This is a genomic window from Pseudomonas sp. GM79 (assembly GCF_000282495.1).
In the GTDB taxonomy this organism is placed as follows: Bacteria; Pseudomonadota; Gammaproteobacteria; order Pseudomonadales; family Pseudomonadaceae; genus Aquipseudomonas.
Genome location: NZ_AKJE01000044.1, coordinates 91,462 through 107,927 on the forward strand (window position 1 = coordinate 91,462; position 16,466 = coordinate 107,927).

19 protein-coding genes are annotated in these 16,466 nt (G+C 59.6%); 7 read left to right on the forward strand and 12 right to left on the reverse strand.

Annotated features, from left to right (window positions below; all coding sequences use genetic code 11):
- The first annotated feature begins 102 nt into the window (after nt 1–102).
- Both PMI36_RS15585 and PMI36_RS15580 read left to right on the forward strand, forming a co-directional pair.
- Complete coding sequence (locus tag PMI36_RS15585; protein WP_008071898.1) at nt 103–408, forward strand: PepSY domain-containing protein; 306 nt, start codon at nt 103–105, stop codon at nt 406–408.
- A gap of 158 nt (nt 409–566) precedes the next feature.
- Nucleotides 567–1,745 (forward strand): GAF domain-containing sensor histidine kinase, encoded by a 1,179-nt coding sequence (locus tag PMI36_RS15580; RefSeq protein WP_008071900.1) that lies wholly within the window; start codon nt 567–569, stop codon nt 1,743–1,745.
- Here PMI36_RS15580 and PMI36_RS15575 read toward each other — a convergent pair.
- From PMI36_RS15575 to PMI36_RS31980, 3 genes are all read right to left on the reverse strand, one after another.
- Nucleotides 1,742–2,176, reverse strand: a complete 435-nt coding sequence (locus PMI36_RS15575; protein ID WP_008071902.1) for a hypothetical protein — start codon at nt 2,174–2,176, stop codon at nt 1,742–1,744. The two genes, PMI36_RS15580 and PMI36_RS15575, sit on opposite strands and share 4 nt — an antisense overlap.
- 111 nt (nt 2,177–2,287) lie before the next feature.
- A complete protein-coding gene (locus PMI36_RS15570) occupies nt 2,288–3,913 on the reverse strand; it encodes a methyl-accepting chemotaxis protein (RefSeq protein WP_008071904.1) in 1,626 nt (541 codons plus the stop codon).
- 66 nt (nt 3,914–3,979) lie between these two features.
- Complete coding sequence (locus PMI36_RS31980) at nt 3,980–4,141, reverse strand: hypothetical protein (RefSeq protein ID WP_157214947.1); 162 nt, start codon at nt 4,139–4,141, stop codon at nt 3,980–3,982.
- A 47-nt stretch (nt 4,142–4,188) separates the two neighbouring features.
- On the opposite strand from PMI36_RS31980, the gene PMI36_RS15565 reads away from it, so the two are divergent.
- Complete coding sequence (locus tag PMI36_RS15565) at nt 4,189–5,211, forward strand: transporter (protein ID WP_008071907.1); 1,023 nt, start codon at nt 4,189–4,191, stop codon at nt 5,209–5,211.
- A gap of 11 nt (nt 5,212–5,222) precedes the next feature.
- Here PMI36_RS15565 and PMI36_RS15560 read toward each other — a convergent pair whose 3' ends face one another.
- Nucleotides 5,223–5,660: a multidrug/biocide efflux PACE transporter gene (locus PMI36_RS15560; protein WP_008071909.1), complete on the reverse strand. Its 438-nt coding sequence runs from the start codon at nt 5,658–5,660 to the stop codon at nt 5,223–5,225.
- 89 nt (nt 5,661–5,749) lie between these two features.
- On the opposite strand from PMI36_RS15560, the gene PMI36_RS15555 reads away from it, so the two are divergent.
- Entirely contained in the window at nt 5,750–6,604 is an 855-nt protein-coding gene (locus PMI36_RS15555; RefSeq protein WP_008071910.1) for a LysR family transcriptional regulator, read from the forward strand.
- Between the two features lie 133 nt (nt 6,605–6,737).
- On the opposite strand, the gene PMI36_RS15550 is transcribed toward PMI36_RS15555, so the two are convergent.
- From PMI36_RS15550 to PMI36_RS15540, 3 genes are all read right to left on the reverse strand, one after another.
- Nucleotides 6,738–7,973, reverse strand: coding sequence for an RNA polymerase sigma factor (locus PMI36_RS15550; RefSeq protein ID WP_008071913.1), 1,236 nt, complete (start codon nt 7,971–7,973; stop codon nt 6,738–6,740).
- A gap of 76 nt (nt 7,974–8,049) precedes the next feature.
- Nucleotides 8,050–8,394: a YciI family protein gene (locus PMI36_RS15545; RefSeq protein ID WP_008071916.1), complete on the reverse strand. Its 345-nt coding sequence runs from the start codon at nt 8,392–8,394 to the stop codon at nt 8,050–8,052.
- A gap of 100 nt (nt 8,395–8,494) precedes the next feature.
- Entirely contained in the window at nt 8,495–8,920 is a 426-nt protein-coding gene (locus PMI36_RS15540) for a YybH family protein (RefSeq protein WP_008071917.1), read from the reverse strand.
- 140 nt (nt 8,921–9,060) lie between these two features.
- Between PMI36_RS15540 and PMI36_RS15535 the strand changes: the two genes are divergently transcribed.
- The 3 genes from PMI36_RS15535 (at nt 9,061) to aqpZ (ending at nt 11,139) form a co-directional block, all read left to right on the forward strand.
- Entirely contained in the window at nt 9,061–9,546 is a 486-nt protein-coding gene (locus PMI36_RS15535) for a GNAT family N-acetyltransferase (RefSeq protein ID WP_008071919.1), read from the forward strand.
- Nucleotides 9,547–9,564: 18 nt separating this feature from the next.
- Nucleotides 9,565–10,170, forward strand: coding sequence for a pyridoxamine 5'-phosphate oxidase family protein (locus tag PMI36_RS15530; RefSeq protein ID WP_008071921.1), 606 nt, complete (start codon nt 9,565–9,567; stop codon nt 10,168–10,170).
- A 270-nt stretch (nt 10,171–10,440) separates the two neighbouring features.
- Nucleotides 10,441–11,139 carry an aquaporin Z gene (gene aqpZ, locus PMI36_RS15525; RefSeq protein ID WP_008071923.1) on the forward strand — a complete coding sequence of 233 codons (699 nt, stop codon included), beginning with the start codon at nt 10,441–10,443 and terminating at the stop codon, nt 11,137–11,139.
- 20 nt (nt 11,140–11,159) lie between these two features.
- Here the strand turns inward: aqpZ and PMI36_RS15520 are convergent, their stop codons facing one another.
- The 5 genes from PMI36_RS15520 to PMI36_RS15500 all read right to left on the reverse strand — a co-directional run bounded on the left by PMI36_RS15520 (nt 11,160) and on the right by PMI36_RS15500 (nt 16,165).
- Complete coding sequence (locus PMI36_RS15520; RefSeq protein ID WP_008071924.1) at nt 11,160–12,284, reverse strand: GNAT family N-acetyltransferase; 1,125 nt, start codon at nt 12,282–12,284, stop codon at nt 11,160–11,162.
- A gap of 149 nt (nt 12,285–12,433) precedes the next feature.
- Nucleotides 12,434–13,777: an OprO/OprP family phosphate-selective porin gene (locus tag PMI36_RS15515; protein ID WP_008071926.1), complete on the reverse strand. Its 1,344-nt coding sequence runs from the start codon at nt 13,775–13,777 to the stop codon at nt 12,434–12,436.
- A gap of 231 nt (nt 13,778–14,008) precedes the next feature.
- Nucleotides 14,009–14,245 (reverse strand): anti-sigma factor family protein, encoded by a 237-nt coding sequence (locus tag PMI36_RS15510; protein ID WP_008071928.1) that lies wholly within the window; start codon nt 14,243–14,245, stop codon nt 14,009–14,011.
- Nucleotides 14,239–14,853 carry an RNA polymerase sigma factor gene (locus PMI36_RS15505; RefSeq protein ID WP_007898730.1) on the reverse strand — a complete coding sequence of 205 codons (615 nt, stop codon included), beginning with the start codon at nt 14,851–14,853 and terminating at the stop codon, nt 14,239–14,241. The genes PMI36_RS15510 and PMI36_RS15505 overlap by 7 nt, the downstream gene beginning before the upstream one ends.
- 190 nt (nt 14,854–15,043) lie before the next feature.
- A complete protein-coding gene (locus PMI36_RS15500) occupies nt 15,044–16,165 on the reverse strand; it encodes a beta-ketoacyl-ACP synthase III (RefSeq protein ID WP_008071931.1) in 1,122 nt (373 codons plus the stop codon).
- Nucleotides 16,166–16,466 lie beyond the last annotated feature (301 nt).

Below are 16,466 nucleotides of genomic sequence, written 5' to 3' on the forward strand. Positions count from 1 at the left end.
GAACAAACGGCGCAATCGAAGCCCGAAACGTTTTTAAGGGTGAATTAAGTTGCGCGAGCTAACCTGATCCCACTTAAACAGTTCACCCAAGGAAAGAACTTCATGAAAACTTTAACTGCCCTGTTCACCGCTGCTGCCCTGACCCTCACCGCTGGCCTGGCCCAGGCTGACGTTCGTGTCGACCAGATCCCCGAGTTGGTCAAGAGTGGCAAGATCAAACCCCTGGAAGAACTGAACCAGGCTGCCTTGAAGTTGCACCCGGGTGCCACGATTACCGACACCGACCTGGATAACCACTTCAACGGTTACGAATACGAAGTTGAACTGCGCTTGGCTGACGGCACCGAGTGGGATGTGGACTTCGATGCCACTACCGGCAAGGTTCTGAGCAACAAACAAGACAAGTGATTTATCTGCAAAAAGCCGCACGATCCTCGGGTCGTGCGGCTTTTTTGCGTTCGGCGCCAGGCCGTTCGCTGAAGCGACGAACGAAGCCGCGACAATTCGCACAAGCCCGCTAGAATCCCTCAAAACCATTTGGCATGTTGAAGCAGAGAACCAAGGATATGGGGCAAACAGCGGCAGCAGACATCGCCACAATCGGCCGGATCAGCGCGGTGCCGGCGATTCTCCAGGTGATCAGTGAGTTGACCGGTTTGCGGTTCGCCGCGGTGGCCCGTGTTACCGAAGACTCCTGGACTGCCTGCGCGGTGCTTGATCGACTGGATTTAGGTTTGAAGGTGGGCGACAAACTGGACCTGGTGTCCACCCTGTGTAACGAAGTGCGCCAGTGCCACCGCTCGGTGATCATCGACAAAGCCAGTGAGGATCCGCTCTACCGCGATCACCACACGCCTCAGACCTATCAATTCGAAAGCTACATTGCCGTGCCGATTTTGCGCACCGACGGACGTTTTTTCGGCACCATTTGTGCCCTTGATCCCAATCCTGCGCCGCTCAAGTCCAGCACGATCCAGAGCACCATGGAGTCGTTCGCACGGATGCTCGCGCTACAGATCGAGGCCGAAGAAAACCTGCAACGAACCGAAACGGCGCTGATCAAGGAACGCCAAACCGCCGAAATGCGTGAACAATTCATCGCCGTGCTCGGCCATGACCTGCGCAACCCCTTGTTTTCCATCAGCGCCGGCGCCGAAATGCTCCTGCGCAAAGTCTGCGACCCGGCGAATGAGCAACGGGCCCGGCACATCCTCACCAGCGCTCGACGGGCGACCAAACTGGTGGACGATGTGCTGGACTTCGCGCGGGGCTCACTGGGCCGAGGCATCCCGGTGAACATTGAGCCGTGCCCGGACTTGGCGGACGCATTGCGGCATGTGATTTCCGAGATCCAGAGCATTCACCCAAAACGCATCATTCAGTCGTCGATTGGCGACCTGAGCAACATCCATTGCGATCGCGAACGGGTCGCGCAATTGCTATCCAATCTGGTGGCGAACGCCGTTGTCCACGGAACTCCCGATGACCCGGTCGAGGTCAGTGCGCAGGTCGAAGATGGACACTTTGTGTTGAGCGTGAAGAACCAGGGGCTGATTGCCGAAGATGCGCTGCCGCATCTGTTCCTGCCCTACTCGAAACCAGCCGGCGGCACACCGCAGGTCGGCCTCGGGTTGGGGTTGTACATTGCCAGTCAGATTGCGCAGTCCCATGGCGGGAAACTGGAGGTGCTATCGACCGAGCAACAGGGCACGACGTTCACCTTCAGCTTGCCCTCACGGGCTTAAGCGGTGGTGCTGACCACCGAACCCGACGTACTGCCACCCTCATCCTGCAATGCCTGCAACAACGCCGCTGTCACCGTCTGCAACGAAGCTGACGTGGCCGCAACTTGCGATTGAGCCGCTGCAACGTTCGCAGCTTTGGCTTCGGCGCTGTCCTGCTTGGCCTGGGCCGCTTGCAGTTGTTGCTGTTGTTCCTGCAATTGCTTTTGCAGCTCGGCGATCTGCTTGCGCAGTTGTTTCACCGTATCGGATTCGCTGCTGGTGGAACTGCTGTCGCTCGATGCGGGTGCACCGCCAGCGGCAACCTTGGTGGTATCGCTGGACGCCTCAGCCGTCGCTGCGACTGAAGTGTCTTCGGTGCTGTCGTTGATCGCGACTTTGCTTGAAGAGGTCGACAGGGTCTGGTTGATCGAAACGGAACTGATGCTGACCATGGGATTTATCCAATGTGGCGTTTGGGTAAATCCGTGATCGACGGGCGCGGCACGAACTTGAGAGTGACTGTGTACCGACTCGGTAACCGAACCAATACACAGCCCATTTCACTAGGCGCTCAACCGCGCCGTCACTTCATTCAATTGCCCCGACAAGCCATGCAGATTGTGGCTGGCCGCTTCGGTGCGCTGCACGTTGTCCAGGTTGGTACTGGCGATGCTGGTGATTTCGGTGAGGTTGCGCGAAATGTCTTCGGCCACTGACGTCTGTTCTTCGGCGGCGGTGGCGATCTGGCGGTTCATGTCGCGAATGGCTTCCACGGCATGGGTGATGCGCTCGAGCATGGCGCCGGCCTGGGTCACTTGCTCGACGCTTTCTTCGCTGCGCGACTGACCGCTTTCGATCGCCTGGGCCGCGTCCACTGCGCCGGTTTGCACGGTTTGAATGATTTGGTTGATCTCGATGATCGACGCTGCCGTGCGCTGGGCCAGGCTGCGCACTTCATCGGCGACCACCGCAAAACCACGCCCGGCTTCACCGGCACGGGCCGCTTCGATTGCGGCGTTGAGCGCCAGCAGGTTGGTCTGTTCGGCGATGCCACGAATCACTTCCAGCACTTTACCGATGCGCCCGCTGTCGGCTTCCAGACGACGGATGACCGTGGCGGTGTTGGCGATTTCGCCGCGCATTTGGGTGATGGTATGAATGGTGCCCTGCATGACTTTTTCGCCCTGCTGGGCGGACTGGTCGGCGTCATCGGCCGCACGTGCCGCGTCGGCTGCGTGACGCGCGACTTCTTGCGCGGTGGCGGACATTTCGTTCATCGCCGTGGCCACCTGATCAGTGCGGTTGAATTGCTCGTTGGTGCCGCTGGCCATGAGGCCGGCAATCGAGTTCAACTCGCCGCTGGCGCTGTCCAGATCCGTCGCACTGCGCTGCAAACGGCTAAAGGTTTCGGCGAGGAAATCGCGCAAGGTGTTGGCGGCCTTGGCCAGGTTGCCCAACTCGTCCTGACGGGTGCTGGCCACGCGCTCGGCGAGGCGCCCTTGACTGAGTTGTGCCACGTAGTCGATCAGTTTACGGATCGGTTCCACCAGGTTGCGGTTGACCAGCCACAGACTCAACAGGCCAATCAGCAGACCCGACACCAGCATCACGATGATCCCCAACCACACCGTCTGATCGGCGCTGGCGCTGATCAGCTTCGATTGCTCGGTACCCTGCTTGCGCAACTCGCTGACCAACTCGTTCATCTGCTCACTGGCTGCACGGTCCACGCCTTTGACCGCGTTGTCGCCAGCCGTTGGATCAGCGCCGGCAGCGACGTAGGCATCACGGCCTTTCTGATAGGCCGTACCTAATACACGATGCTCTTCACGCAAGCGTTCGATGCGGGTCTTGAGTTGCGGCTCGATGCCTTTCTGCCCGGCCAGTTCACCGAGGATGCCCTGCACGTCGCGCTGGCGGTCCTCGAACTGCTTCCAGTATTTGTCCAGGTTCGCAGGTTCCTTGCCACGCAGCAGAACGTTCTTCCACTCCTGAACCTGCACCTTGAATTGCAGGTTGGCTTCATCGATCAATTGCGATGTGTGCAACGGACCTTCGATCAGGTTCGCGTAGTTCTGAACGCCATTGGACAGGAAGTGAAAGCAAGCCAAAGCGATCAGCAACATCGCCAACAGGCTGCCGCTCAACAGCGCGAGGATTTGCGCTCTCAGGGATTTTTGCAAAAACATCGAGTAGTATCTCATGGCAGGGATAAGGCACGCCCAAGGGGCATGCAAGATGTCTGGACATCCCTGTCAGCGACGCTGGTTCACCACCAGAATCGGAAGATCGACATCAGCCTCATCGGCGCGCCAGAGCCTTTCTTGAGCGCTCTCCGACGACCGGTAAAAGGTAGATTTGCGGCGCTGTCCAACCGTAACAAAACCTTCAAGTTGCGTTGCGATGATGAGGCTCAAGTGAACCTGTGAAACCCGCGACAGGCGCTTCCTCGCAGCGAGACCTCATGAACCACAGCATTGACCAGCGCCATCGCGATTCCGACCTGTTCGGCCTGCTTTACGGTTTCAGTTTTCGCCCTGGTGAGCGCGGCCGGGAGATCGACTCGGCCAAGGCGCTGCACTGCCTGCAACAACCGGACGACAGTGATGAATTCCTCTGGCTGCACCTGAACCTGGCCCATGCCGCGTGCGAGCGCTGGATGAAAAGTCATCTGGCATTGCCCGATGAATTTTTCGAAGCACTGCACGAAGGTTCTCGCTCGACGCGCATCGAGCATGTCGATTCGGCGTTGCTGGCGGTGGTCAACGACGTGGTGTTCAACCTCAGCAGCATGGTCTCCTCGGATGTCTCGACGCTGTGGGTCTGCGCTCGCAGTCGGCTGATCGTCAGCGCACGCCTGCAACCGCTGCACTCGGTGGACAAGCTGCGTTCTTCGGTGAAGGCCGGTGAATGCTTTCGCTCACCGCTGGAACTGCTGGTGCATTTGCTGCGCGATCAGGGCGAAGTGCTGACGCAGATCGTGCGCAAAACCAGCCTCAGTGTCGATCAGATCGAAGATGAGTTGTTGTCTTCGCGCCTGTCGACCAACCGCGCTGAACTGGGCGCCAACCGCCGGGTGCTGGTGCGCCTGCAACGCTTGCTGGCGCTGGAGCCAGGGTCGTTGCTGCGCCTGCTCAATCGCCCACCGCAATGGTTGCAGAAGGAGGACGTCAAGGAGCTGCGCAAGTCCACCGAGGAGTTTGCGCTGATCATCAACGACCTCACGGCCCTCGGTGAACGGATCAAGCTGTTGCAAGAAGAGATCGCCGCCAACCTCAACGAACAGAGCAACCGCACGCTGTTCACCCTGACCGTGGTCACGGTGCTGGCGCTGCCGATCAACATCATTGCCGGCTTCTTCGGCATGAACGTCGGCGGCGTGCCGCTTTCCGGTGATCCGGAGGGGTTCTGGATTCTGGTGGCGCTGGTCGCGACGTTTACCCTGATTGCCGGGCGCTGGGCGTTTCGCAAGCGGCAGGATTATTAAGATCTTTGCTTTTAAACCTCGCAAGCCCTGCGCACCAAAAACCGCTCACGCACCACGTCGTAACCCCAGTGATAGACGTAGGTGTACGGCAGGAAAAACAGCAACACGCCGATGTCCAGCAGGAACGCCTGCCACAGGCTGACCTTCAGCCACCAGGCAATCAACGGCACGCCGAACGCGACCAGGCCGCCTTCGAACAACAGCGCATGCACCACACGCACCCAAGCGTTACGCACAATCGCAAAGCGCTTGAGCAACCGGTCGAACAGGCCGTTGAAGACCACGTTCCAGGCCAGCGCAAGGGCTGCAATGGCCATGGTGACCGCACCCATTTCCAGCATGGGTTTGTCCATGATCCAGGCCAGCAGCGGGGTACAGATCAATATCGCCAGCAGTTCGAAACCGATGGCCTGGAAAATTCGTTCAGTGATGGATTTGTTGGCGTTCATGGCCAGACTCCCTGAGTGACTGTGGTTGCCATGATCCGTGATCACACCGATACTTCATAACCAATAACCATCGATCAAGGCGATAGTTCATGGCTTCCCACGAAGTGCTGCTGGCGTTTGTCCAGGCGGCGACTCAAGGTTCGTTTTCCGCCGCGGCGCGCAAGCTCGGTCGCAGCCAGTCAACCATCAGCGCCGCCGTGGCCAGCCTGGAAATCGACCTGAACCTTGCCCTCTTCGACCGCAGCAGCCGCAAGCCGAGCCTCACCCCGGCCGGGCACGTCATGTTGCAGCGGGCCGAGGAGATTCTGGCCGCCACCAGCCGCCTGGAAATGACCGCCAGCCAGCTGTCCCAAGGCGTCGAGCCGAAGCTGACCGTGGCGATTTCCGACACTTACCAGTCCGACCGTTTTGAAGCGGCGCTCAGTGCTTTCGAGCAGCGTTATCCGGACCTGGAATTGGAATGCCTGATCGCCGAATGCGATGACCTGGTGGCACTGGTGCAACGCGGTCGAGCGCATGTCGCCTTCGCCGAGATGCAGGACAGCTACCCACCAGACCTGGTCAGTTCAACGGTGGACGAGCGCACGGAAATCGCCCTGTTCGTGTCCCACGCTCACCCGTTGGCGAAGCTGAACGCAATCGATCAAGACGTGCTGCAACAGCACCGCGAGCTGCGTCTGGCGACAATCGTCAATCCGTACGAAAGCCGGGCGAAGGGGCGCGTCTGGTCGGCACCGAGTTACCTGATGCTGCTGGAAATGGCCCAAGGCGGGTTCGGCTGGGCACCGTTGCCCCGCTGGTTGGTGGGGCGGTTCGGGGCCGGGTCATTGATGGAACTGAATGTGCGCGGCTGGCCGAAAGCGGTGTACGTCGATGCGCTGTGGTCACGGCTGCACCCGCCGGGGCCGGCGGGGAGTTGGTTATTGAGCAAGATGCTGGAATAGCGGTGCAGCCATTCGCGAGCAAGCCCGCTCCCACAGGGTTCTGCGCCGGACACAGATTTTGTGCACATCATCAATCCACTGTGGGAGCGGGCTTGCTCGCGAAGAGGCCAGCCGCCGCACCACACATCCATGATCATCCCAACTCCCGTATTCGCCCCTCGATAAACCGCCGCTCCGGCACCTGCTGCGTCAATTCCAGCGCCCGCTCATACGCCGCTCGCGCCTCCTCCATCCTCCCCAACTGCCGGTAAAACTCTGCCCGCGCCGAATGCGCCAGGTGGTAATCCAGCAGTTCGCCCCGCGCCAGAATTCCTTCGATCAACATCAACCCGGCCAGCGGGCCATCGCGCTTGGCCAGCGCCGCCGCGCGGTTGAGTTCGATCACCGGCGACGGCACGGCACGCAGCAATACGTCATACAAACCGACAATCTGCGGCCAGTCCGTCTCCGCGGCCGTCGGTGCTTCAGCATGCACCGCCGCAATTGCCGCTTGCAGGCAATAAGGCCCGAAACGCCGCGTCGTCAGCGCCCGTTCCACCAATGCACAGCCTTCGGCAATCAGCTCGGCGTCCCACAACGAGCGATCCTGTTCATCCAGCACAATCAGTTCACCGCTCGATGAGCTCCTGGCCGGGCGCCGGGACTCATGCAACAGCATCAGCGCCAGCAGCCCCATCACCTCCGGTTCGGGTAGCAATTCCATCAACAACCGACCGAGACGAATCGCTTCTCTCGTCAGGTCTTCGCGGGTCAATTCGTTACCGATAGACGCCGAGTAGCCTTCGTTGAACACCAGGTAAATCACCCGCAGCACGCTGTCGAGACGTTCGGGCAGTTCCGTCAGGGTGGGCACCTGATAAGGGATTTTCGCGTCACGAATCTTCGCCTTGGCCCGCACGATGCGTTGGGCGATGGTGGCCGGCGCCGAGAGAAAGGCCCGGGCGATTTCTTCGGTGGTCAGGTCGCAGACTTCGCGCAGGGTCAACGGCACTTGAGCGTCCGCCGCCAATGCCGGGTGACAACAGGTGAAGATCAGCCGCAGGCGATCGTCTTCCACATCTTCATCACTCCAGTCAGCCTGCTCCAGCTCTTCCAGTTGAGCGATCAACATCGGCCGGGACGCATTAAAACGCGCACGCCGACGCAATACATCGATGGCCTTGAAACGCCCGGTGGATACTAGCCAGGTGCGTGGATTGTCCGGCACACCGTCACGCTGCCAGCGTTCGACCGCGACGAAGAACGCCTCGTGCAGCGCTTCTTCGGCGAGGTCGAAATCGCCGAGCAGACGGATCAGGGTCGCCAGAATCCGCCGCGAATCTTCGCGGTAGACCTGCTCGACTCGCGCCCGTACCGACTCGCCGGGCATCAGTGCGGCATGCCTTCAGCGGGCTTTCGTTGCACGGGTTGCGGACTCATGAAAGAACTCCTGTTGTGCTGGTTATTCAGGGATTGAGCTGGCGAACGGGCCGCACCTCGACACAGCCGACCCGGGCCGCCGGGATGTTGCCGGCGACCTGGAGGGCTTCATTGAGGTCCTTGGCATCAATCAGGTAGAAGCCGGCCAACTGCTCCTTGGTTTCAGCGAACGGGCCATCGGTGATCGACATCTTGCCGTTGCGCATGCGCACGGTGGTCGCGGTTTGCACCGACTCCAGCGCTTCGGCGGCGAGCATCCGCCCACTGCCCTGGATCGACTCGGCGTAGGCCATGCACTCGGCGTCCTGGGGGCTTTCGGGCAGCGAGTGCAATTCCTGCTCATTGCTATAGACCAGGCATAAATACTTCATGGGGGCTCTCCATTTCTTGGGGACTGTACCCTGATCGAACGGATCAACTATGGCTGCGGATTGGCATTTTGGCGCCCTTTCCAGACGATCAGCCCGACGATCAGGGTTCCAGGTTGAACAGCACCGCGCAGCTCGTCATGTCGAACGGTGCCGACCAGTGTTCGTGGACGATCTGCCATAGCCCCGCTTCCTGGCGGTAGCACGCGGTGACGCGCATCCAGCAGGCCTGGGTTTCACCCTTCTCATTGGTGCCGCCGCAATGCGCCAGCCAGTGCGCGAACGCGATCTCCTGCGACGGCACGATGTCGATCTCGTGGAACTCGAAAATGTGCGGGCCAGGGCACATCTCCATGCATTCCTGCCAATGCGCACGGTAGGCCGCCTTGCCCTTGAATTGCAGGGCTTTGACGGCATCGAAGGAGACGATGTCGTCGGCGTACAGGGCCATGACCTTTTCCACGTCCTTGGCCATGACTGCCTGGCGGTAGTTCTCGATCAGGTTATGGATTTGGGTCTGAGCATTCATGATGGTTCTCCGTGTTTTTTTGTTGAAGACACCCTTAGTCGTCTGACGAACAGCCAAATCGACAACCGAAATAAAAATAATCCACGGGAGCAAATTCGCTAGAATCCGAGGCTCATTTCCGTTGGAAAAAGGACACTCCAGTGACTGCCCGACTCGTGCCTTACGAAAGCCTGAACGCCCTGCAGCGCCAACAGGTCGAGGCCATCGAAATCCACGCCGAACAAATCAAATTCTCCGGCGACATTCATGGTGCGTTGCACACGTTGTTGTCCAAGCCTGGCCCCGGCGTCAAAGGCTTTGCGCTACTGGTGGAGGATGTTCCGGTGGCCTTCCTGCTGCTCAAGCGCCCGCCTGTGTTGCCGGCCTGGGCCGATGAACACAGCGCCACCCTGCACGCCCTGCAAGTCGATCGCCGCGCCCAGGGCAAAGGCTATGGCAAAGCCTGCCTGCAAGCCCTGCCCGAGGTTGCGCGCCAGGCCTGGCCGCAAATCAAAGGGCTGGAGTTGTCGGTGGATGCGGACAATGAGTCGGCCATCGCGCTGTATGCCAAATATGGCTTTGTCGACAGCGGCGAAGCGTACAAAGGCCGGATCGGTTATGAACGGCGGATGGGGCTGGTTTTCTGATTCGTAGAGGGATGAACGATGTTGAATTCAATCGAAGCGCTGGAAGCGATCTACGGCCTGCCCCATGACCGCGCGGTGCACAAGCAGATCCCGTTTCTGAACGAGGACTATCAGGCGATGGTCCGCGCCTCGCCACTGGTGATAATCAGCTCGGTCGGCCCCGACGGCATGGACGGTTCGCCGCGTGGCGATACGCCGGGTTTCGTGCGGATCGTCGATGAACGCACGCTGGCGATTCCGGATCGACCGGGCAACAACCGCATCGACACGCTGCGCAATGTCGTGCTCGATTCGCGAGTATCGCTGCTGTTCATCATCCCGGGGATCGGCGAGACACTGCGGGTCAACGGCACGGCGCAGATCAGCGCCGAGCCCGAGTTGCTGGAGAGTTTTGCAGTCAATGGCAAACCGGCGCGCACGGTGATGCTGGTGACGGTGCAAGCGGCGTATTTTCACTGCTCGAAAGCGATTGTGCGTTCGGATCTGTGGAACCCGCACAAACACCTCGAACGCTCTGCCCTGCCGACCGCCGGGGCGTTTCACAAGCGCCTGAACGATGGGCAGTTCGATGCCGAGACGTATGACCGGGAAGCACCGGCGAGAGTGCGAGATAGCCTCTACTGATCACCTGACACCACCATTCAATGTGGGAGCGGGCTTGCTCGCGAAAGGGCCATCACATTCAACATCAATGTTGGTGACAGACCGCCTTCGCGAGCAAGCCCGCTCCCACATTAGACCTGCGATAACCGCCACAACCCTTTAGACACGGGCTCCGGCGGTTTTTATGGTCACTGGAATTTCATTCAAACCCTGCTGTACTCAGCAAAGGTTCTGGAGTAGTCCATCTGCTGGATGCACAACGACAGTGTTATCTCGACAGGGAAACTCGCTATGTCTTTGTTCAAACGTTCGGCTACAGAATTGGTAGGTACGTTCTGGCTGGTGTTGGGGGGGTGCGGCAGTGCGGTCCTGGCGGCGGCGTTTCCAGACGTAGGGATCGGTTTGCTGGGGGTGTCCCTGGCATTCGGTTTGACGGTGCTGACGATGGCCTTCGCTATCGGCCACATTTCGGGCTGCCATCTCAACCCTGCGGTTTCGGTCGGGCTGGTCGTCGGCGGACGATTCCCTGCCAAAGAACTGCCCGCCTATATCATCGCCCAAGTGATCGGCGGGATCATCGCAGCGGCTCTACTGTACTTCATCGCCAGCGGCAAACCCGGCTTCGAACTGGCCAGCGGCCTTGCGTCCAATGGCTACGGCGAACACTCGCCCGGCGGCTACTCGATGGCGGCGGGGTTTGTCAGTGAACTGGTGATGACCGCCATGTTCATCCTGATCATTCTCGGCTCCACCGATAAACGCGCGCCGGCCGGGCTGGCGCCCATCGCCATCGGCCTGGCGCTGACCCTGATCCACTTGATCTCGATTCCGGTCACCAACACCTCAGTCAACCCGGCCCGCAGTACGGGCCCGGCACTGATTGTCGGCGGTTGGGCGATTCAACAACTGTGGCTGTTCTGGCTGGCGCCGATTCTGGGTGCGGTCATCGGCGGTGTGATGTATCGCTGGCTGGGTAAAGAAGACAGCTGACAAGGGACATAACGCGAAGATCAGCCTTGCCGGTAAGGCAAGGCGGTTTTCGCTTCTTCCGCATACCCCATGACCCCGACACGTTCGCGCTCAAGGAAGTCTTTCACCGCCGACTTCAAGCCCGGATGGCGCAGGTAATGCCAGGAATGGGTGATCACCGGTTCAAAGCCACGAATCAACTTGTGCTCGCCCTGAGCGCCGGCGTCGAAACGCTGGAAGCCGTTGGCAATCGCGTAATCCATGCCTTGATAGAAACAAGTCTCGAAATGCAGGCGATCGAACTCCGCGAGGCAACCCCAGTAACGACCGTAAAAGCTGTCGCCCCCGACCAGACTGAAGGCCATGGCCACCGGTCGTGAGCCTTGTTTAGCCAGCACCACACGAATCGATTCCGGCATGCGCTCGGCCAATAGACTGAAAAATTCCCGGGTCAGGTACGGCGCCTGACGACGCACCGCGTAGGTATTGGCGTAGCAGGCATACACAAAGTCCCACTGCGCCTGATCCAGTTGCCGTCCTTCCAGCCATTCGAAGTCGATGCCCTGCCCGGCCACTTGCTCACGTTCCTTGCGCATTTGCTTGCGCTTGCGCGAACTGAGGGCGTCGAGGAAGTCCTGAAAATCCCGATAACCGCGGTTCTGCCAGTGGTACTGACAGCCAATGCGCTGCAACCAGCCAGGCTGTTGGGCCAATGCCGCGTCGGTGAATGGATCGGTGAAGTTGATATGGGCGCTGGAGAGTCCTTCGATCTCAAGGTAACCCGGCAGGCTCTGCAGGAGTTCGAAACCGTCCTCGATCGTCGCCGCCAGCAATCGCGGCCCGCTGACCGGGCTGAACGGTACCGCCGTCAACAGTTTGGGGTAGTAGTCGATGCCGGCACGCTCACAGGCTTCGGCCCAGGCATGGTCGAACACGTACTCGCCGTAGGAATGCCATTTGCGGTAACTGGGCAGTGCGGCGATCAGACGATCGCCTTCAACATGCAACAGATGCTCGGGCTGCCAGCCGGAATGCGGGCCGAGGCTGGCGCTGTCTTCCAACGCACTCAGAAAGGCATGACGCAGAAACGGCTGAGTTTCCGGCACCAGCGCGTCCCAGGTGTGCGGCGCGATTTCGGACAGACTTTCCAGACGTTGCAGCGGCATCAGTATCCCCGACCATCATTTTCTACAGATGGGAGGAGTATCGCTTATCTGATTGCCTAACCCGAAACAAAAAAAACCCCGCCGAAGCGGGGTTAAACGAGAGGAGCTTTAACGGATGAAGAAAGAGCTCTTACAGCGTTTACTGCAATTTAGAACACGTATTGAGCGCGGACCACGAAGCCGTCACCGCTGTCATCACCGGTGCGACGGGCAGGCGTCGTGCCGCTGGCCGCAGTGGCATTGGTCACGTTGTCCGTCTTGGCCTTGAGGTAGGCGCCAGTGATTTTCACCGCTTCGTTGGCGTACCAGTTGACGCCCAGGGTATGCACTTGGGCTTCGGCATCGCCGACATCGCGGGTCAGGCTGGCGGTGGTGATGTTGTCGTCTTCGACGGTCAGGCTGTCGTAACGATAGAACAGCTCCCAGGCGCCGATGGATTTGTTGGCTGGCTTGATCGCGTCGAACTTGCCGACTTTATAGCCACGGGCTTCGCCGGTGAGGGTGTAGGCACCCTGAACGTAGAAACCGTGACCTTTGATGTCTTCAAGGTTGCTGGCATCGGCCTTGGTCTTGCGGGCGATGTATTCACCCTGGATCGAGGCCGGGCCCATGGCGAATGCGGCTTCCAGGCCGTAAGCGTCGTCACGGTCATAGGAGCCGGCCGGCGACGAGGAACTGCCGCCCAGCACCGGACGGTTGCCGTTGGTGCCAGCATCGTTGCCACCGAGGGTTTCAACGCCACGCATGCCCATGCGGGTGCGATAACGCGAATCGAAGGCCGTGTCGGAGACATCACGGGAAGCCACGTTCACACCGAAGTGCAGCACGTTGCCGGCGTCATGCATCGGCGCGAAGACGAAACGCCCGTTGGCCTGTTTAACGCTGTTGCCATCGGTATCGTCGGTGTCTTTGCTGAACACGCCGGCGGAAGCGTAGAACGAATCAGCGAAGGTACTGGAGGCTTGCAGGCCCAGGCCATTCTGGTGGCTGTTCGCCCAATCGACCATGTCGTACGCCATGTTGCGTTCTGGCGCAGTGACCCACTTGGAGCTGGTGGCTTTTTCCAGGCCGAAGTCCGGGTCGAAACGACCGACTTTGATCGAGACCGGTTTGAAGCCGTTGTAGGCCAACGACGCTTCGTCGAAGTAACCGTTGTCGGAATCACCGCTGTTGTGGGAGAAGTCGTAGTTGATGGTGTAAGCCCAATCCGTGTACAGCACACCAGACAGCTCCAGGAAGCCACGACGGATGTAGGCAGCGTCGGCGGTATCGCCGTTTCGGGTGTAGACACCATCGAACTGGCTGTAGTCAGCCTGCAAGCGACCGCCGAGTTTGAAGCTGAATTCTTTATCGGTGGTGGCGACTTCGAGGCCGCCCTTGGTTTTGACTACGATATCGGCGCCGTCAGTGGTGACGGTGCCAGCGAAAGCCTGGGCGGTTACTGCCATGGCCAATGCGCTGGCGGCAAAACCGGCGAAGTGCTTACGGATCATCGAAGAGTTCCCCTAATTGGTGGTCTGTAGCTTGGAAACACGCGGGTCTGGCCCGCTTGTGTTGGGAGGGAATCTTGGAGGCGGGGTATTTCAGCCGGGTTGCTGATAGATAAAGATTTTATGACAGGGGAACTTTTTTACTTCGAATCGAAATAACAGAAAAGCAGCGTCAAGGGATGAGCTGCAAGCCGCAAGTTAGAGCGGCTGAAGGGGGTATTACGCGCGGGGAAACTACGGTTTGTTCTTCAGATGTTCGTTGGCAAGCCGTTCAGCCAGCGCATCCAGATCAGCTACAGGTGGCTCGGGCATCACCTTCAAGGTGGCCTGCATCAACCGCATCTGCCGAATGAACCGTCGGCAATTGGGGCAAAACATCAAATGATGCCGCACCATCAGTCGCTCTCGAAAACTCAACTGGCCATCGAGATAATCACTGGAGCGCGCCACTTGTTCCTTGCAGGTCAACATTCGCCGGTTTCCTCAAAATGCTCCACGGTCGCAAAGACCTTCAACCGTGCCCTATGCAGCAGCACACGAACATTGGAGAGCGAGATCTCCAGAAGATTACAGATCTCCTCCAGCTCCAGCCCCTGTCGCTCACGCAACAGCAAAACACTGCTTTGCAGTTCCGACAGGCTGAGCAGCGTGTGCTCCAGACATTCGCGCAGCTCGTTTTCGGTCAACAGGGCCTCTGGCGTGTCCTGATGCCAGGCGTACGGCGCCACCAGCCAATGTCCATCAGTCGATGAAAAACGATCGTCATCGAGTGTGCCGTGAGGCGACGGCAGGTCATCGAGCAGCACTTCCCGGCGGTTTTGCTTGTAGCGGCTCTTGGCCGAGTTGGCGGTGATGGTCAGCAGCCAGGTCTTGAGGCTCGAACGCCCCTCGAACCCGCCGAGATTGCGCACCACCGACAGCCAGGCATCCTGTACCACTTCGTCGACGTGTCGGTTGCCGACGATGGCATAGGCCACCGCGCGCATGGCGCTCTGGTAAGTGCTGACCAGTTCCTTGAAAGCCCTCTGCTCGCCCGCCAGCAGGCGTTCGAGCAATAGGGTGTCGTCAGCTGCGGCCATGCAAACCTCGTTTCAGAACCACCGGTATTCCAGTGTCGGACACCATTGTGGGAGCGGGCTTGCTCGCGAAGAGGGAGTGTCGGTCGACATGAATATTGCCTGATACACCGCCTTCGCGAGCAAGCCCGCTCCCACAGGTTCCGCGCCTTAACCGAGAATGGCATTGGGACAATGCCACCTCGCGACAGCTTCAGCGCTTGCGCAGAATCACGCTGCCAATCGAGTAACCGGCGCCGAACGAGCTGAGTACGGCCAGCGAACCGCTGACCAGATCGTCCTGATTCTTGTGAAACGAAATGACCGAACCGGCAGAACTGGTGTTGGCATAGGTGTCGAGAATCACCGGGGCTTCTTCTTCGGTGGCTTCGCGGCCCAGCAGCTTCTTGACGATCAGGTGGTTCATGCTGAGGTTGGCCTGGTGCAGCCAGAAGCGCTTCACGTCGCTGACGTTGAGCTGGTTTTCTTCCAGGTGCGTGGCGATCAGCTCGGCGACCATCGGGCAGACATCGCGGAACACCTTGCGGCCTTCCTGGACGAACAGCTTGTCGGGGGCACCGATGCCCTCTTCCGCAGCGCGGTTGAGGAACCCGAAGTTGTTGCGGATGTTGTTGGAGAACTTGGTCAGCAGTTTGGTGCTGACCACGTCGAACTGGTACTTGGACGTCGCCAGATCCGCACGCTCGATGATCACCGCCGTGGCGGCGTCGCCGAAGATGAAGTGGCTGTCGCGGTCGCGGAAATTCAGGTGACCGGTGCAGACTTCTGGGTTGACCATCAGGATCGCCCGAGCCTGGCCCAGTTGCACGCTGTTGGCCGCAGCCTGGATGCCGAAAGTCGCCGAGGAACAGGCGACGTTCATGTCGAAACCGAAACCCTGGATGCCCAGCGCTTCCTGGACTTCGATGGCGATGGCCGGGTAGGCGCGTTGCAGGTTGGAGCAGGCGACGATTACACCGTCGATGTCAGCGGCGGTCTTGCCGGCGCGCTGCAAGGCTTGCTCGGCCGCGCCGATGGCCATCTGGCAAAGCACCGACCACTCGTCGTTGGAACGTTCAGGCAGGCGTGGTGCCATGCGCTGCGGATCGAGAATGCCGTCCTTGTCCATGACAAAGCGGCTTTTGATGCCGGACGCTTTTTCGATAAACGCTGCGCTGGATTCGGTCAATGCCTGGATTTCGCCGCGCGCGATGGCTTCGGCGTTGTCGGCGTTGAACTGCGCGACGTAAGCGTTGAAAGACTGCACCAGCTCTTCATTGGAAATGCTGTTGGCCGGGGTGTACAGGCCGGTGCCGCTGATGACGACGTTATGCATGGTCGTTTCTCTAATCCGTTCAGGCAGAAAGCGCTGGCACCGACGTACCAACACACAAAGGGTCTATTCCAGGCTCCGGACGCAAACCTGGCATCGCTTTATTCCGATCCGCCCGGGTCCGTGAAGGCTCAAAACCGCGGGGCTGGCGTTTATAGGCGCGAAGTTTGCCATAAACGTTGGCTTTTGGCGCCTTTTGCAAGAGCACAGCATACGTGTGGGAGCGGACTTGCCCGCGATGAGGCCATCACATTCAACATCCATGTTGAATGGCAGACCGCCATCGCGGGCAAGCCCGCTCCCA

Excerpts from the sequence above, each read along its gene's own strand:
- PMI36_RS15585 (WP_008071898.1), top strand. The coding sequence starts at position 103 with ATGAAAACTTTAACTGCCCTGTTCACCGCTGCTGCCCTGACCCTCACC.
- PMI36_RS15580 (WP_008071900.1), top strand. The coding sequence starts at position 567 with ATGGGGCAAACAGCGGCAGCAGACATCGCCACAATCGGCCGGATCAGC.
- PMI36_RS15575 (WP_008071902.1), bottom strand. The coding sequence starts at position 2,176 with ATGGTCAGCATCAGTTCCGTTTCGATCAACCAGACCCTGTCGACCTCT.
- PMI36_RS15570 (WP_008071904.1), bottom strand. The coding sequence starts at position 3,913 with ATGTTTTTGCAAAAATCCCTGAGAGCGCAAATCCTCGCGCTGTTGAGC.
- PMI36_RS15565 (WP_008071907.1), top strand. The coding sequence starts at position 4,189 with ATGAACCACAGCATTGACCAGCGCCATCGCGATTCCGACCTGTTCGGC.
- PMI36_RS15560 (WP_008071909.1), bottom strand. The coding sequence starts at position 5,660 with ATGAACGCCAACAAATCCATCACTGAACGAATTTTCCAGGCCATCGGT.
- PMI36_RS15555 (WP_008071910.1), top strand. The coding sequence starts at position 5,750 with ATGGCTTCCCACGAAGTGCTGCTGGCGTTTGTCCAGGCGGCGACTCAA.
- PMI36_RS15550 (WP_008071913.1), bottom strand. The coding sequence starts at position 7,973 with ATGCCCGGCGAGTCGGTACGGGCGCGAGTCGAGCAGGTCTACCGCGAA.
- PMI36_RS15545 (WP_008071916.1), bottom strand. The coding sequence starts at position 8,394 with ATGAAGTATTTATGCCTGGTCTATAGCAATGAGCAGGAATTGCACTCG.
- PMI36_RS15540 (WP_008071917.1), bottom strand. The coding sequence starts at position 8,920 with ATGAATGCTCAGACCCAAATCCATAACCTGATCGAGAACTACCGCCAG.
- PMI36_RS15530 (WP_008071921.1), top strand. The coding sequence starts at position 9,565 with ATGTTGAATTCAATCGAAGCGCTGGAAGCGATCTACGGCCTGCCCCAT.
- aqpZ (WP_008071923.1), top strand. The coding sequence starts at position 10,441 with ATGTCTTTGTTCAAACGTTCGGCTACAGAATTGGTAGGTACGTTCTGG.
- PMI36_RS15520 (WP_008071924.1), bottom strand. The coding sequence starts at position 12,284 with ATGCCGCTGCAACGTCTGGAAAGTCTGTCCGAAATCGCGCCGCACACC.
- PMI36_RS15515 (WP_008071926.1), bottom strand. The coding sequence starts at position 13,777 with ATGATCCGTAAGCACTTCGCCGGTTTTGCCGCCAGCGCATTGGCCATG.
- PMI36_RS15510 (WP_008071928.1), bottom strand. The coding sequence starts at position 14,245 with ATGTTGACCTGCAAGGAACAAGTGGCGCGCTCCAGTGATTATCTCGAT.
- PMI36_RS15505 (WP_007898730.1), bottom strand. The coding sequence starts at position 14,853 with ATGGCCGCAGCTGACGACACCCTATTGCTCGAACGCCTGCTGGCGGGC.
- PMI36_RS15500 (WP_008071931.1), bottom strand. The coding sequence starts at position 16,165 with ATGCATAACGTCGTCATCAGCGGCACCGGCCTGTACACCCCGGCCAAC.